Source organism: Allobosea sp. GW823-FHT02B03, from assembly GCF_058797755.1.
Genome location: NZ_JBXAJY010000002.1, coordinates 939,528 through 954,506, shown reverse-complemented (window position 1 = coordinate 954,506; position 14,979 = coordinate 939,528). Strand labels below are relative to the sequence as shown.

Below are 14,979 nucleotides of genomic sequence, written 5' to 3'. Positions count from 1 at the left end.
TTTCCGATCAGGGAGCCTTGGCCGGCGCGGGCTGCGCCTTCTTCTTGGCGGCGGCATCGGCCTCGCGCTTCGACTCGGCGTCGTAGGCCGCCTTGTTGTAGGGCGTGCCCGACTTCTCGGCGACGTCGCGCACGATCGCCCAGTCCTTCTGGTAGGTGATCGGCAGGAAGCGGTCGTCGCCGTTGAACTCCTTGGTCATTTCCGGCGTGAAGCGGAAGGAGAAGAAGCAGTCGGTGAGCTTCTTGGCGAGCTCGGGCTTCAGATCGTGGGCATAGGCAAAGGACGAGGTCGGGAAGACAGCGCTGCGATAGATCTCGCGCGTGTCGTCCTTCTTGATCGTGCCGCGCACGATCATGCGCTCATAGACGTCGCCGGCGACGGCGCCCATGTCGTAGTCGCCCGAGACGACGCCGAGAATCGACTTGTCGTGCCCGCCGGACATCAGCGGCTTGTAGTCCTTCTCGGCTTCCAGCCCATGCTCGGGGAAGAGCACGCGCGGCGCGAGATTGCCCGAGTTCGACGAGGGCGAGGTGTGGGCGACCTTCTTGCCCTTGAGGTCGGCGAGCTTCTGGTAGGGGCTGTCTTTCTTGACGACGGCGACGAGGTTGTAGCCGCGCACGCCCTCGGCAGAGCCCTTGGCGGCGAAGGGGATCGCGCCGGCGAGGTTGACGGCGAAGCCGGTCGGGCCGGTCGAGAAGCCGGCGAAATGCAGGCGGCCCGAACGCATGGCCTCGATCTCGGCCGAGTTGGACTGGACCGGGTAATAGACGATGCGCTTGCCGGTGCAGGTCGCGAGATGGTCGGTCAGCGGCTTGAAGATGTTGGCGTAGACGGCCGGGTCCTCGACCGGGGTGTAGGCCCAGACCAGCGCCGACGGGTCCTTCAGCTTGGAGGCGTCGGTCGGGACGTCGGCGACGAGATCGTTGTTCGCATCGCAGTAATTGGTGTCGAGCTGGCCGCGGTTGGTGCAGCTGTCCTGCGCCTGGGCAGGGATCGCGGTCGACGCCATGAAGGCGAAGGCGAGCGGGGCGGCCGCGGCGAGGCGGACAAATTTCAGATCGAACAAGGCGTCTTCTCCCGTTGGACAGGCTCCTCGCGGAGCCGTGTTGATAACATGTGACACAAAATCGTCATAATCCAGCCGTGGCCGGTAGCTCAGGCGGCCAGCCACATCAAGGCGTGCCGGGGCAGCGTCAGCGTCGCATCCGTGCCGATCTCGTGGAGATCGCTGCCCGACTGGAAAGGCAGATCGACCGAGACTTCCGAATTGCCGATGCGGGCGCCGTAGCGGACGCTCGCGCCGAGGAACTCGCGATGGACGACGCGGCAGGGCAGGGCGATCAGGCCGGGTGCGGCGGCGCCGGCCGCGACGAGGCCGGCATGCTGCGGCCGGAAGACCAGGCGGGCGCCTTCGGGCACAGTCCGGTCGGCCGGAACCGGGACGGAGAAACCGCCCTCGATCTCGAAGATGCGGGTCTCGCCGTAGCCGGTAACCTTGCCTTCGAGGATGTTCGCCGTCCCCAGGAAATTCGCGACGAAGAGGTTGGCGGGCCGCTCATAGAGCTCCATCGGCGTGCCGACCTGCTGGACCACGCCATCGCTCATCACGGCGATGCGGTCGCAGATCGTGTTCGCCTCCTCCTGATCGTGGGTGACGAAGATCGTCGTCAGGCCGAGGCGCTGCTGCAGGTCGCGCAGCTCGCGGCGAACCTGCACGCGCATCTTGGCGTCGAGATTGGAGAGCGGCTCGTCGAGCAGCAGCACCTTGGGCTCGACCGCGACGGTTCGTGCCACGGCGACGCGCTGCTGCTGGCCGCCCGAGAGCTGCGAGGGGCGCCGGTCGGCGAGATGGGCGAGGCCGACGAGGCCGAGCGCGGCCTCGACGCGGCGCTCGACCTCGGCCCGTTTCACGCCACGCTCCTCGAGACCGAAGGCGACGTTGCGGCGCACCGTCATATGCGGCCAGAGCGCATAGGACTGGAAGACCATGCCGACATCGCGCTTCCAGGGCGGCAGGTCGGTGATCTCCTTGCCGCCGATGCGGATATGGCCGGTATCGGCCTGGTTGAAGCCGGCGATCAGCCGCAGCAGCGTGGTCTTGCCGCAGCCGGACGGGCCGAGGAAGGCGAAGAACTCGCCCGGCCGGATCGCGAGGCTGACATCCTTGAGCACATGGTTGGTGCCGTAGGACAGGTTGACGCCTTCGATGTCGACGGAGACAGCCGGCGTGGTCAGGGAGACGTTTGCGTTCATGGTCAGTGGCCCATTCCCTTGGCCTTCTGGCTGCGTTCGATGATGAGATGCGAGAGGAAGGTGCAGGCGGCGACGAGGATGACCGCGACGACGCCGAGCGCGGCGCCGGGCCCCCGGCCGGCGGCCGACTGCATGAAGACGTAGAGCCCGTAGGCGAGCGGCGCGTCGGAGTTCGACTGCACCAGCATCAGCGTCGCCGAGAGCTCGACCGCCGCGGTCGAGAACGAGGTGACGAAGCCGGCGAGGATGCCGCCCGCCATCAGCGGGACGACGACCCGGCGTACCGTGCGCGCCTTGGTGGCGCCGAGGTTTTCCGCCGCCTCCTCGAGCGAGACCGAGATCTGCTGGAGCGCCGCATAGCAGGCGCGCAGCGCATAGGGCAGGCGCCGGATGGCGAGCGCCAGCACGATGGTGATCCAGAGCGAGGCCAGCGGCGTGCCGTCGGGCAGGGTGACGCCGTAGAAGGTCCTGAGATAGCCGATGCCAAGCACGACGCCGGGGATGGCGAGCGCCGCCGAGGCCATCCAGTCGAGCCATTCGCGGCCGATCAGCTTGGTGCGCAGCACGAGATAGGCGATCGCGACGCCGAGCACGATGTCGATGCCGCCGGCGAGGGTGGCATAGATCAGCGTGTTCTTGATGTAGACCGAGCTCTCGCCGAAGACGCGGCCGTAATGGGCGAGCGTGAAGGCGTCGGGCAGCGGCGAGTACGACCAGATCGTCGCGAAGGAGAGCAGCAGCAGGCCCATATGCGGGGCCAGCACCAGCGCCAGGATCAGGAAGACGGTGCCGTAGCCGAGCACGGCCTCCCAGCGCGTCATCTCGCGCTTGGCGAGGCCGCCGCCGCCGCGCTGGGTGGTGGCGTAGTCGCGACCCTTCAGCGCCCGCGCCGAGAGCCACATGGCGGTGACCGAGGCGACGATCAGCACGACCGAAATGACGTAGCCCATCGGGTCGGCGATGCCGATCGAGGTGACGCGCAAGTACGCCTGCGGCGCCAGCATGTCCTTGACGTTGAGCAGGAGCGGCGTCGCAAGATCGTCGAAGACCTTGACGAAGACCAACGAGGCGCCGGCGAGATAGCCCGGCATGGCGAGCGGGAAGACGATCCGCCGGAACAGCCGGAAACCCGAGGAGCCGAGATTCTGCGCGGCCTCCTCCATGGCGCGGTCGATATTGCGCAGCGCCGCCGAGAGATTGATCAGGATGAACGGGAAATAATGGACCGATTGGACGAAGATGACGCCGTTCAGCCCCTCCATGAAATCGATCTTGAAGCCGAACCAGTCATCGAGCAGCAGATTGATCGAGCCGTTGCGGCCGAAGAAGAGCTGCATTGCCACCGCGCCGACGAAGGGCGGCATGATCAGCGGCAGGAAGCCCAGCGTCTGGACGATGGCGGCGCCGCGGAAGACGAAGCGCGTCGTCAGATAGGCGAGCGGCAGGGCGAAGACCGAGGCCCAGACCACCGACATCGCCGAGACGTAGAAGGAGTTCCACAGCGAGCGCATGAACAGCTCGGTGCGGAAGAAGTCGTAGAAATTGACCAGGGTGAAGGTCGAGGTGCCCTTCTCGGTGAAGGCGACGTAGATCACCGTCGCCACCGGCAGCACCAGGAACATCAGGAGGAAGGCGGCGATGGCGAGCGCCAGCGCGATCTGGCCGGGCGTGGCCGACAGCGTCTTCCGGCGCGGGAGTGCCTTGGCAGGTATGGCGGTCATGGTGGTCCTGAGCGTCGGCCGAAGGGCGGGCCGTCATCCCGGCCGCAGCGAAGCGGAGCGCCGGGATCCATCGGAGGGAACTGCGTTCGACGATGGATCCCGGAGCTGCGCTGCTACGCCGCCCGTCCGGGATGACGGTGGAGGTCGTGCGAGTTACTTCGCCGCCTTGAGGGCTTCCTCGGCCTTGACCTTGGCCTTGGCGTAGTTGTCGCGGGCGAAGCTCGCCCACTGCGCTTCGAGTTCGGCCTGGCGCGCGCCCTTCTCCTTGCCGCCGGTGAAGGCGCCGCGCAGCTCGGGGCTCGCCGCCTGGATCTGGGTGACCGGCAACGCGGCGACCAGCTTGCGGGCTTCGTCGGCGAGGGCCTTGGCCTGCGGGTTGGGCTTCTTGGCGAGCGCCGCATCGACCTCGTGCAGCGTCTTGGTGACGCCCTTCAGCGCGTCGAGCTGGAAGGAGATCAGCTGGTCGAACAGCGTGTCGACGACGGCGGTGCGGGCCTCCGACTTGTCGACGTCGAAGCCGATCATCTTCTGGAAGCGCGGATCGGTGAAGGGGTTGGGGTAATCGGCGCCGGCCTTGGCGTAGACCGCCGGGTTGACCGGCAGGCGGCGGATGCCGGGCTCGAGCAGCACCTCCTGGCCGGTCGGCGAGAGCAGGAACTCGATGAAGGCCTCGGCCGCGGCCTTGTTCGGCGGGTTGGCGATGATGCCGACATTGGCCGGAACCACGGTGGTCACGCTCGGATAGACGAACTTGACCGGGAAGCCCGAGGCCTGGGCCGAGAAGGCAAAGAAGTCGATGACGATGCCGACGCCGACCTGGCCGGAATTGACCGCCTCCGGAACGCCGAAGGAGCGCTCGGTGATCGAGCGGAAATTGCCGGCCATCTCCTTGATCGTGCGCCAGCCATTTTCCCAACCCTCGCCCTGGAGGATGGTCTCGATGGTCAGGTGCGTCGTGCCCGAGCGGGCAGGCGAGGCGATCGAGACATGGTCGTAGAAGACCGGCTTGGCGAGATCCTGCCAGTCTTTCGGCTCGGGCAGCTTGTTGGCCTTGGCATAGCGGTCGTTCCACATGATGCCGTAGCCGGAGGCCGCGAAGCCGAAATAGAAGCCCTGCGGGTCGTTGATCGGATAGGAGCCGATCTTCTCGGGGATGCCGGCCGCCTTGGGCTTGTAGGCGGTGAGCAGCTTCTTGCCCTTCAGCACCTCGAAGGCGTCGGGCGCCGAGGCCCAGAACAGGTCGACCTGGTTGTTGGCCTTGGTTTCCTCGACGTATTTCACGCCGGCGTTGGTGTTGCGGTTCTGGACCTCGAGGGTGACGCCGGGAACCGCCTTCTCGAAGGCCTTCTTGATGGGGTCGGTGACGTCCTTGGAGAAGGAAGTGACGACGGTGACCTTGCCGGCGGGTGCCTGTGCGACGGCAATAGTCGCGAACGATGCGCTCAGCGACAGACCGAGGGTGGCCGCCAGCGCGGCCCTGCGATTGAGCATGGTTTCCTCCAGGACAGTTTCTTCAGCTCGACGTCGAGGCCGATGCGTCCTGGACAGCAACTGCGATGCCAACCATGGGCATCGTTGAATCCATTCGGGAATCCGACGGGATGTTACCGGATGGGCCCAATTCCGGGGTTAGTTCGGTAACCTGCCGGTGGGGCCGATGGGTCAGCTCGGTAACATGGGCGCGGTGGCCCAAGCCCGGTAATCTGGCTGCTCAATCGGCGAGCGCGGCGGAGCTGCCGAGCCCGTAGCGCCGCATTTTCAGGTAGAGCGTCTTGCGGGTGATGCCGAGGGCTGCGGCGGTGATGCCGATGCGCCCGCCATGACGCTTCAGCGCGGCGCCGATCGCCTCGGCCTCCGCCAGCGCGACCTCCTCCTCCAGCGTCCGCTCGACACCGCCGGGCGCGGAGACAGTGGCATCCTCGAACTCCTCGTCCATGCCGAGCAGGCTGCGTTCGGCGGCATTGCGCAATTCGCGGACATTGCCGGGCCAGTCCTGCCGCGAAAGGCGCTGCAGGAGATCGCGCCCGAGCGGCGGCGCGGAGCGGCCGACGCGCGCTGCCGCCAGCGCCAGAAAGTGCCGGAACAGCATGGAAATGTCCTCGCGCCGGTCGCGCAGCGGCGGCAGGCGCAAGGTCACGACATTGAGCCGGTAGACCAGATCCTCGCGGAAACCGCCGGCCTTGGCGAGGGCAGCGAGGTCGGCCTTGGTCGCGGCGACGATGCGGATGTCGACGGCGATCTCGCGGTTCGAACCGAGCCGCTCGATGCGGCGCTCCTGCAGGGCCCGCAGCAGGCGAACCTGCGCCGCCATCGGCATGGATTCGATCTCGTCGAGGAAGAGCGTGCCGCCGCTGGCATGCTCGATCTTGCCGATCCGGCGCTCGCGGGCGCCGGTGAAGGCGCCGGCCTCGTGGCCGAAGAGCTCGCTCTCGATCATGGTCTCGGGGATGGCGCCGCAGTTCACGGCGACGAAGCGGCCGGCGCCGCGCTTGCCGAGATCGTGGAGGGCGCGCGCAGCGACCTCCTTGCCGGTTCCGGTCTCGCCGAAGAGCAGCACGTCCGTGTCGGCATCGGCGAGAAGCGCAAGCCGCCCGCGCAGCTTGGCGATGGCCGGTGAATTACCGACCAGCCGGGCGGCCCAGGGGTCTTCCGGCGTGACGCCGGCGCGCAGCGAGCGGTTCTCGATGATCAGCCGGCGATACTCGCTGGCGCGCCTCACCGTCTCGATCAGCAGGACGGGGTCGGCCGGCTTCTCGACGAAATCCCAGGCGCCGTCGCGGATCGCCTTCACCGCCATCGGTACGTCCGCATGGCCGGTGATCAGCACGACCGGAATTTCGGCGTCGATCGCGGTCACCGCCGCCAGCAGCCCGAAGCCGTCGCGGCCGGGCATGCGGACATCGCTGACGAGGACGGCTGCGCTGTCGCGGTTGAGCAGTGCGAGTGCAGCATCGCCGGAGCGCTTGGCGACGACCTCGAAACCATCGAGCTCCAGCGTCAGACGCCAGGCTTCGAGAACCTCGGCGTCGTCATCGACGAGGATGACCTTCGGGGGGCTCATGCGTTCGTATCCAATGGGGCCATGACATGGGTGGTCGTGCCCTCGAGTGTGATCAGGAAACGCGTGCCTTTCGGCCCTGTTTCCGCCACGGCGAGGGTGCCGCCCAGATCCTTGATGATGTTGTAGGAAAGCGAGAGACCGAGGCCGAGGCCGGAGCCGACCGGCTTGGTCGTGAAGAACGGGTCGAAGATCCGCTCCAGATGCGGGCGGTCGATGCCGGGGCCGCTATCCTCGACCCAGAGCTCGACGCTGCGGCCGCGCCGCCGCGCGCCGATCGTCAGCGTCGCGCCAGGGCGGCCGGCGACGGCGTCGAGCGCGTTGGCGACGAGGTTGACCAGCACCTGCTCCAGCCGGATTTCCTCGGCGTGGACGTAGAGCCGGCTCGACGGCAGTTCGCGCTTCAGCGTCACGCCTTCGGCCTCGAGCCGTGGTTCGAACAGTGAGAGCGCGGTTTCGACGACGTCGCCGACCTCCACCGGGGCGAGCACGACGCCGGGCTTGCGCGCGAAGCGGCGGAGATGCGCGATCAGCTCGGCAGCGCGGGTCGTCAGCGCCTGGATCCGGGCGAGGGCCTGGCGGGCATCGTCCGGCCGGTCGCGTTCGAGCAGCAGCGCACCGTTATGGGCATGCGAGCGGATCGCGGCGAGCGGCTGGTTGAGCTCATGGCTGAGCCCCGCCGCCATCTGGCCGAGGGCCGCGAGCTTGGCGGCCTGGATCAGGTCGTCGCGCGTCTGGCGGAAGACCGCGAGCGCACGGGCGAGATCGCCGAGCTCGTCATTGCCGGCCTTGGGCAGGACGGCGGAGGACTGGCCGCTGGCGATGCTGGTCGCGGCCTCGGTCAAGACGCGCAGCCGCGCCACGAGATGGCGCCGAACATAGAACCAGCCGATCAGCAGCGCCCCGAGCAGCGAGGCGGCGGCGATCGCCAGCAGCAGATTGCGCCCGAGCAGGATCGCTTCGGCCGAGCGCTCGGCGGCGGCCTTCGCCACGGCCTCGGTGCGCTGCACTTCCTGCGAGACAAGCGTGCCGAGCTCGGTGACGAGGCGCCGGCTCTCGAAGATCAGCCGCTGCGCGTCGGCCAGCGCGGCCAGTTCGGCCCGCTTGATCCCGGGCAGTCCGGTCGTCGTGTCGGCGAGGCCGATCAGGCGCTGGGTGATCTGCCGGACGGTGATGGTGTCGGCCCAGCCGGCGAGGGCCTTGGCTTCGACTTCGAGCTGGTCGACGGCTTCTCCGATGACATGGCCGGTCTGCTCCATGTCTTCGCGGGTCCGTACCGCGCCGAGGCGGCCGAAGAGGCCGACGATCAGGTTGGCCTGGGCATTCAGCGTCATCAGGGCCTCGCTCTTGCGCGTCTCCTCGCGGATGGCGTTGGGACGGCCGGCTTCTACTGCGGCCGTATTGGCCTGGCCCAGGGCGGTCTCGATGTTGAAACGGGCGTCGTCGGTCAGCGGCTCGATCTCGTCGAGCAAATCGGCCTGGAGCCAGCGCAACTCCTCGCCGATGCCCCGGTTGCGTTCGCCCAGCGGAAAACGGCGCTCGGAGACGGCGTCGATCGCCGCCAGATTGCCGCGGATCGCGGCCGCCACCGCCGACAAGGCCGGCACGTCGAAGCCGCCCTGCTTGCGCTCGGAGAGGACGCGGTCGAGCTCGTCCAGGCGCTCGCCGACCGCGCGCCGGCTGCGCTCATAGACGTCGCGTCGCTCGGCATTGGCGAGCTCCGGCACGGCCGAGATCACGCGCGCACTGGCTTCGGCGAGCCGGGCCGCGGAGGCGAGGCCCGGTAGGTGGTCGCGGGCGATGGCGGCGAGTTCCTTGCTCAGCCGCTCATAGGAGATGACGCCGACGATGCCGGCGCCGACGGCGAACAGCCCGACCCCGAGGAAAGCGGCGATCAGGCGGCCGCCTATGCCGAAGCGCCTGCCGGACCAGAAGCGTCTCACGGCCGCCCTCCGGAGAGACCGTCCTCGCCGCCGGTCCAGCCGACGGCGGCAAGCCGCTCGGTCGCCCGGCGCAGCGCATCGGCAGCCTCCGCGGCATGGCTGGCGATGGCGCCGCGGATCTGCGCCTCGATCCGGGCCTGCGCTTCGGGTGCGGCGATGCCGCGCGGGACGCGCACGAGATTGCGGAAGCGCTCCGGCTGCTCCAGCTCGGCGGCGGTGACGGGCGGGCGGGTCAGGGCGGCGCGGGCCTGGGTCAGGAGCCGGGCGGTCTGCTCATCGGGATGGCTGAGCAGGGCAGCCTCCATCGCCTGGAGGCTGCGCCAGAGCCTTGCATGCTCGGCGCGGCGGAAGGTGATCCACTCGTCGAAGATGATGTTGACGAGCTCGTAGCGGCTGGCCGACAGGCCGGCATCGAAGCGGGTCTTACTGAACAGGCCTGCAGTGTCCGAGAGATGCGGCGGCGTCTCGTCCGGCCCATAGGCGGCCGGGGAGACGGCGAGGCGGCCGATCTTCGGCTCGCGCAGCAGCCTCTGGCCTTCCGGTGAGAGGACAAAGTCGACGAAGAGCTCGGCCTCCTTGGGATTGGGCGAGGTTGCGAGGCGTGCGATGCTGGCCGGCGCGAACAGGGTTTCCTCGGGCAGTACGAAACGGTTGGCCTCGCCTTCGGCGGCGCCGGAATCCGTCAGGAAATCGATGGAGATGCCGATGCCGAAGCGGCCGCGCGCGACGCCGGCGGTGACGCCGAAGCTGCGCGCGGTGAGCGTCGCGAGATTGCCGCCGATCGCCGACCAGAGCGCCCAGCCGCGCTCCCAGCCGAGCGATTGCAGCAATGCCTCGACCATCAGATGGGTGGTGCCGGACCGGGCCGGCGAGGTCAGGCCGATATGGCCGGCATAGGCGGGGGCGGCTAGATCGGACCAGTTGCGCGGCACCGGCAGATTGCGGGCTGCGAGATAACCGGGGTTGTAGACCAGCCCGTAGCCGGAAATGGCGAAGCCGAGATAGCGGCCGGCGGGGTCGTTGACCGGGTAGCCGGCGATGGTCTCGGGCGCGCCGGTCGCGCGCGGCTGCAGCTGCGCCAGCAGCCCGGCCTGCTTCAGAAGCTCGAAGGCATCGGGCGCGGAGGCCCAGAACAGATCGGTCTCCGGCCGCTTCTGGGCGTGGATGTCGGCGAGCGCTGCGGTCGTCTTGCGCTGGACGATCTCGACGGCGATGTCGGGATGGCGGGTGCGGAAGGCGGTGCGGAACGGCTCGAAGAAGGACGGTGGGAACGAGGTGATGACCTGGACGCGGCGCGCCTCCGCCGGCCCGGCGGCGAGCCAGCCGAAGACGGAAAGGGCAAGCCAGAGAGAAAGGGCGCGGCGGCTCATCGAACCGTCATATAGCCGGGAAATCGGCCCGCATAGATCGGCAACGCGACCGCTCGGCGAGAGAAAGGGCCGCCGGCGGCGGCCCCTCGGTCGTCTGGCGCCGCCTCACTTCACGTGCAGGAGGACCGCGCCTTCCAGGACGGTGGGAGCGCCGACGCCGGTATTGGCGGCGTGCTCCTTGATCCACTCCTTCGCCTTCTTGAGGCTTTCATCGGTGCCGGCCTTATCCTTGCAGACAGTGACGGAAACCCCGCCATCTGCGGTTCGGATCAGTGCGTAGTTCGAGAAGCCCGTCACCGCCCGCATCAACTGCTCGACCTCGGCCTTGCGCTTTTCAAGCAGGTCGAACAGCTCCTTGGCGCCCTTGCCGGAATAGGCTCTGACGATCGCGTGCATGGCCAGTCCTCCCTTCAAGGCCCCGCCAGCCGCGACAGCTATGCGCCTTCGCGCAAAGCTTGCCAATTCAAGATGACGCAAGGGAGGGTGCTTTGGCCCCTGCGGGCCTTGCTCCGGCGAGGTAGCCCATTCGCTCCACACAGGGCGGCAAGGCGAAAGAACCGGTGAGACAGCGCAGCATGCAGTTGCGGCAGTCACGAAACTGTCACACAAGCTGCCGGCAATTCGGCTTGTTTTTCGCTGCGACGAGGGCGGCGAGGCTGGCCGTGCGATCACGACGAGGTGCGCGGTGCTCGGCTGGTTCCAGAAGCTGCTTCCGAAAGAACCCAAGTTCTTCGATCTGTTCGAGGCGCATGCGGTCCCGCTGGTGGCCGGGGCGAAGGCGCTGGATGCGCTGCTCTCCGGGCGGATGCCGGTCGAGGCTGGCTGTGCCGAGATCTTCAAGCAGGAGGATCTGGCCGACGAGGTCGCCGGCGAGGTCATGCTGGAGACGGGGCGCAGCTTCATCACCCCGTTCGACCGCGGCGACATCGAAGAGCTGATCGGCTCGATGGACGATGCCATCGACCAGATGAAGAAGACCGCCAAGGCGATCGCGCTCTACGAGGTCGAGGCTTTCGAGCCCGGCATGGCAGAGCTCGGCGCGGTGATCGTGCAGGCTTCGGAGCGTGTCGCCGTCCTGCTGCCGATGCTGCGGGACATCAAGAAGCATGCGATCGCGATCGGAGCCCTCTCCAAAGAGATCGGCGCGATCGAGGAGCATTCCGACGAAATCCATGGCGACGGCCTGAAGGCGCTATTTCGGGCGCATCGGAGCGGCGACGCCATGGGCTTCATCGTCGGTGCCGAGATCTACGACCATCTTGAGAAGGTGGTCGACCGGCTCGAGGACGTCGCCAAGCGGGTCAGCCGCATCGTGCTCGAACATCTCTAGGCGGCACGCGCCGTGGACCTTTCGAGCGTCGCCACCGCCCTGATCTTCCTGATCGCCGTCGCGCTGCTGTTCGACTTCCTGAACGGCCTGCACGACGCAGCGAATTCGATCGCCACCATCGTCTCGACGCGGGTGCTGGCGCCGCAATGGGCGGTGTTCTGGGCCGCCTTCTTCAACTTCATCGCCTTCATGTTCTTCGGGCTGCATGTCGCCCAGACCGTCGGCTCGGGCATCATCCAGGCGGCGATCGTCGACGACCGGGTGATCTTCGGGGCGCTGACCGGCGCGATCGCCTGGAACGTGCTGACCTGGATCGCCGGCATTCCGTCGAGCTCCTCGCATGCGCTGATCGGCGGTCTCGTCGGGGCGGGTCTCGCCAAGGCGGGCTTCTCCTCGATCGTCTGGTGGGGGCTGGGCAAGACCTTCGTCGCGATCTTCATGTCGCCGGCGATCGGCTTCGCGCTGGCGCTGCTGCTCGTCCTGATCGTCTCCTGGAGCTTCCTCAAAGTCGCGCCGATCAAGGCCGACAGCACCTTCCGGGCCCTGCAATTCGTCTCCGCCTCGCTGTACTCGCTCGGCCATGGCGCCAATGACGCGCAGAAGACGATGGGCATCATCGCCGTGCTGCTGTTTTCGCACGGAATGATGGGCGACACCTTCTCGGTGCCGTTCTGGGTGGTGATCTCCTGCCAGGCGGCGATGGCGCTCGGCACGCTCTGCGGCGGCTGGCGCATCGTCCACACCATGGGCTCGAAGATCACCAGGCTGACGCCGCAGCAGGGCTTCTGCGCCGAGACCGGCGGGGCGATCACCCTGTTCATGGCAACCTATCTCGGCATCCCCGTCTCGACGACGCACACCATCACCGGCGCGATCATCGGCGTCGGCGCCGCTCGCCGGATGGCGGCGGTGCGCTGGGGCGTGGCGCGCGGCATCGTCTTCGCCTGGATCGTCACGATGCCGGCGGCCGGCGCGATCTCGGCCGCGGCCTATTTCCTGTCCGGCTACTTCCTGACCGGGCGCTGAGGGCGGCGAGGCACCGCGAGCCTCAGGGCAGGTTCTCGCGGAGCACGATCTCGGTGCTCGGCCGGCTCGTGCCCTCGGTCGCTGGGCGCCTGGCGCGGAGATTGGCGAAGATCGAGACGCAGGTCATCAGCGTCGCCTGCGGGTGCTGGGTGATCACCGCATCCATGGTGCCGTCTATCAGCAGCGCCCGGGTGTCGGGCGTCAGGCCGTGGCCGACGAAGACGACATCATGCTGGCGCCCGGCCTCCTTCAGGGCCCGGCCGATGCCCTCGGCGGCGCCGCCGATATTGTAGATGCCGGCGAGGTCCGGATGTTGCGCCAGCAGGGTCTTGGTCTGCCGGTAGTTCTGGCCCTCGTCGTCATGGCCCTCGCGCAGGCCGACGACCTCGATCGCCGGATAAAGCTCCTGGAACAGGTGCAGGAAGCCCATCTCGCGCTCCTCATGGGCGCGATAGCTCAGGCTGCCGGCGATCATCGCGACCTTGGCCGGGCGGCGGCCGATGAAGCGGGCGACAAGATATCCGGCAGTGCGCCCTGCCGAGCGGTTGTCGAGCCCGACATAGGCGACGCGGCGGCTGTTGGCGATGTCGGAAATCAGCGTCACAGTCGGCACACCGCGTTCGGCGAGGCCGTCGACCGCCTCGCGCACGGAAGGGTGCTCCAGCGCCATGAAGGCGATGCCGTCGACGTCGCGCGCCGACTGGCGCAGATGCTGGGCGAGGAGCTCAGGCTTGAAGCTCTCGATGTATTCGACGCGGGCGCGCATGTTGAAGGAAGCGAGCTGATCTTGTGCGCCGGCGATCTGTCGGCCGAGCAGGGTCAGGAAGCGATTGCTGCCGGCGGGCAGCAGGAAGGCGAGTTTAAGCGGCCGCAGCGCGCTGGCGGGGAGGGCGCCCTCCATGACGTAGCCGAGCTCGCCGGCGGCCTTGAGCACGCGCTGTACCGTCACCGCACGGACGCCGGGCCGCTGGTTCAGCACCCGGTCTACGGTCGCGGTCGAGACGCCGGCGAGTTTCGCGACATCCTCGACACGGGCCATCTGGCGCCGCCGCGGGGCGACATCCAGACCGGTGTCCTGGGCTTCCGCGAGCTTTGAGGTCGCGATGTTCATTCAATCAAAAACCATCACAGAATGAGCTTGATGACCATCAGACGTGATTTCTATCCTGAGTGCAAGACGCTCAAGAGCAATCAAATCGCATCAAGCGAATCTGGGAGGACATCATGACCGGACTGACCCGCCGCGCTGCGTTGCAAAGCCTTGCCGCCGTTCCCGCAGCTTCGCTGATCGGCATGCCGATGATCGCGCGGGCCGCCGAGATCGAGCTGAAATACGGCAACAACCTGCCGCTCAGCCACCCCCTCAACATCCGCGCCCAGCAGGCGGCCGAGCGTGTCGCCAAGGAGACCAACGGCCGGGTCGAGATCAAGATCTTCCCGAACAACCAGCTCGGCGGCGACACCGACATGCTGAGCCAGGTCCGCAATGGCGGCATCACCTTCTTCACCCCGTCGGCGCTGGTGATCGCGACGCTGGTCCCGGTCGCGGCGATCAATGCGGTCGGCTTCGCCTTCGCCGATTACGACCAGGTCTGGAAGGCGATGGACGGGCCTGTCGGCGCGCATGTCCGCGCCGCGATCGAGAAGGTGAACCTCTATGCCTTCGAGAAGATGTGGGACAACGGCTTCCGCCAGATGACGACCTCGGGCAAGCCGATCGAGCAGGCCGCCGACATGGCTTCGCTGAAGATTCGCGTGCCGGTTTCGCCGCTCTCGATCTCGATGTTCAAGGCGCTCGGCGCCGCCCCCGCCAGCCTGCAGTTCTCCGAGGTCTACTCGGCGCTGCAGACCAGGGTGGTCGACGCGCAGGAGAACCCGCTGCCGATCATCCAGGTCGCCAAGCTGTTCGAGGTGCAGAAGCACTGCGCGATCTCGAACCATATCTGGGACGGGTTCTGGTTCATCGCCAATGGCCGCGCCTGGCGCGGCCTGCCGCCCGACATCCAGAAGATCGTCGCCTCAGCCATCAACGATGCCGGTGTCGCGCAGCGCGGCGACATCAAGAGCCTGAACGAAACCGTGCAGGCCGATCTGCAGTCGAAGGGGCTTTCCTTCAACAAGACCAATCCGGACAGCTTCCGGGCCAAGCTGCGCGAAGGCGGGTTCTACAAGGAATGGCAGGAGCGCTTCGGCGCCGAGGCCTGGGGTCTGCTCGAAGGCGCGGTCGGCAAGCTCGCTTGAGCAAAACCGTCGTGTCATCCCGGGCGACCGCAGGGAG

General features: G+C 67.6%; 12 protein-coding genes. 3 read left to right on the top strand and 9 right to left on the bottom strand.

The window, feature by feature from the left end; all coding sequences use genetic code 11:
• Window positions 1-7: 7 nt before the first annotated feature.
• The 8 genes from phnD to AC1REK_RS09565 form a co-directional block, all read right to left on the bottom strand.
• Window positions 8-1,009, bottom strand: coding sequence for a phosphate/phosphite/phosphonate ABC transporter substrate-binding protein (gene phnD, locus AC1REK_RS09600; RefSeq protein WP_390893220.1), 1,002 nt, complete (start codon window positions 1,007-1,009; stop codon window positions 8-10).
• Window positions 1,010-1,155: 146 nt separating this feature from the next.
• Window positions 1,156-2,253 carry an ABC transporter ATP-binding protein gene (locus AC1REK_RS09595; protein ID WP_492268240.1) on the bottom strand — a complete coding sequence of 366 codons (1,098 nt, stop codon included), beginning with the start codon at window positions 2,251-2,253 and terminating at the stop codon, window positions 1,156-1,158.
• A 2-nt stretch (window positions 2,254-2,255) separates the two neighbouring features.
• Window positions 2,256-3,974, bottom strand: coding sequence for an ABC transporter permease (locus AC1REK_RS09590; protein ID WP_492268241.1), 1,719 nt, complete (start codon window positions 3,972-3,974; stop codon window positions 2,256-2,258).
• A 153-nt stretch (window positions 3,975-4,127) separates the two neighbouring features.
• Window positions 4,128-5,465: an ABC transporter substrate-binding protein gene (locus tag AC1REK_RS09585; protein WP_327523961.1), complete on the bottom strand. Its 1,338-nt coding sequence runs from the start codon at window positions 5,463-5,465 to the stop codon at window positions 4,128-4,130.
• 220 nt (window positions 5,466-5,685) lie between these two features.
• Window positions 5,686-7,035, bottom strand: a complete 1,350-nt coding sequence (locus tag AC1REK_RS09580) for a sigma-54-dependent transcriptional regulator (RefSeq protein WP_492268242.1) — start codon at window positions 7,033-7,035, stop codon at window positions 5,686-5,688.
• Window positions 7,032-8,975, bottom strand: coding sequence for an ATP-binding protein (locus AC1REK_RS09575; RefSeq protein ID WP_492268243.1), 1,944 nt, complete (start codon window positions 8,973-8,975; stop codon window positions 7,032-7,034). The genes AC1REK_RS09580 and AC1REK_RS09575 overlap by 4 nt, the downstream gene beginning before the upstream one ends.
• Complete coding sequence (locus tag AC1REK_RS09570) at window positions 8,972-10,345, bottom strand: ABC transporter substrate-binding protein (RefSeq protein WP_492268244.1); 1,374 nt, start codon at window positions 10,343-10,345, stop codon at window positions 8,972-8,974. Before AC1REK_RS09570 ends, AC1REK_RS09575 begins: the two co-directional genes overlap by 4 nt.
• A 105-nt stretch (window positions 10,346-10,450) precedes the next feature.
• A complete protein-coding gene (locus AC1REK_RS09565; protein ID WP_492268245.1) occupies window positions 10,451-10,741 on the bottom strand; it encodes a hypothetical protein in 291 nt (96 codons plus the stop codon).
• Between the two features lie 289 nt (window positions 10,742-11,030).
• Between AC1REK_RS09565 and AC1REK_RS09560 the strand changes: the two genes are divergently transcribed.
• Together AC1REK_RS09560 and AC1REK_RS09555 are read left to right on the top strand one after the other, a co-directional pair.
• On the top strand, window positions 11,031-11,675 hold the full coding sequence (locus AC1REK_RS09560) for a DUF47 domain-containing protein (RefSeq protein WP_492268246.1): 645 nt from the start codon (window positions 11,031-11,033) through the stop codon (window positions 11,673-11,675).
• Between the two features lie 12 nt (window positions 11,676-11,687).
• Complete coding sequence (locus AC1REK_RS09555; RefSeq protein ID WP_316016909.1) at window positions 11,688-12,701, top strand: inorganic phosphate transporter; 1,014 nt, start codon at window positions 11,688-11,690, stop codon at window positions 12,699-12,701.
• Window positions 12,702-12,723: 22 nt separating this feature from the next.
• On the opposite strand, the gene AC1REK_RS09550 is transcribed toward AC1REK_RS09555, so the two are convergent.
• Entirely contained in the window at window positions 12,724-13,812 is a 1,089-nt protein-coding gene (locus tag AC1REK_RS09550; RefSeq protein ID WP_492268247.1) for a LacI family DNA-binding transcriptional regulator, read from the bottom strand.
• 113 nt (window positions 13,813-13,925) lie between these two features.
• Here AC1REK_RS09550 and AC1REK_RS09545 point away from each other — a divergent pair, with 113 nt between their 5' ends.
• Entirely contained in the window at window positions 13,926-14,942 is a 1,017-nt protein-coding gene (locus AC1REK_RS09545; protein WP_066476270.1) for a TRAP transporter substrate-binding protein, read from the top strand.
• Window positions 14,943-14,979 lie beyond the last annotated feature (37 nt).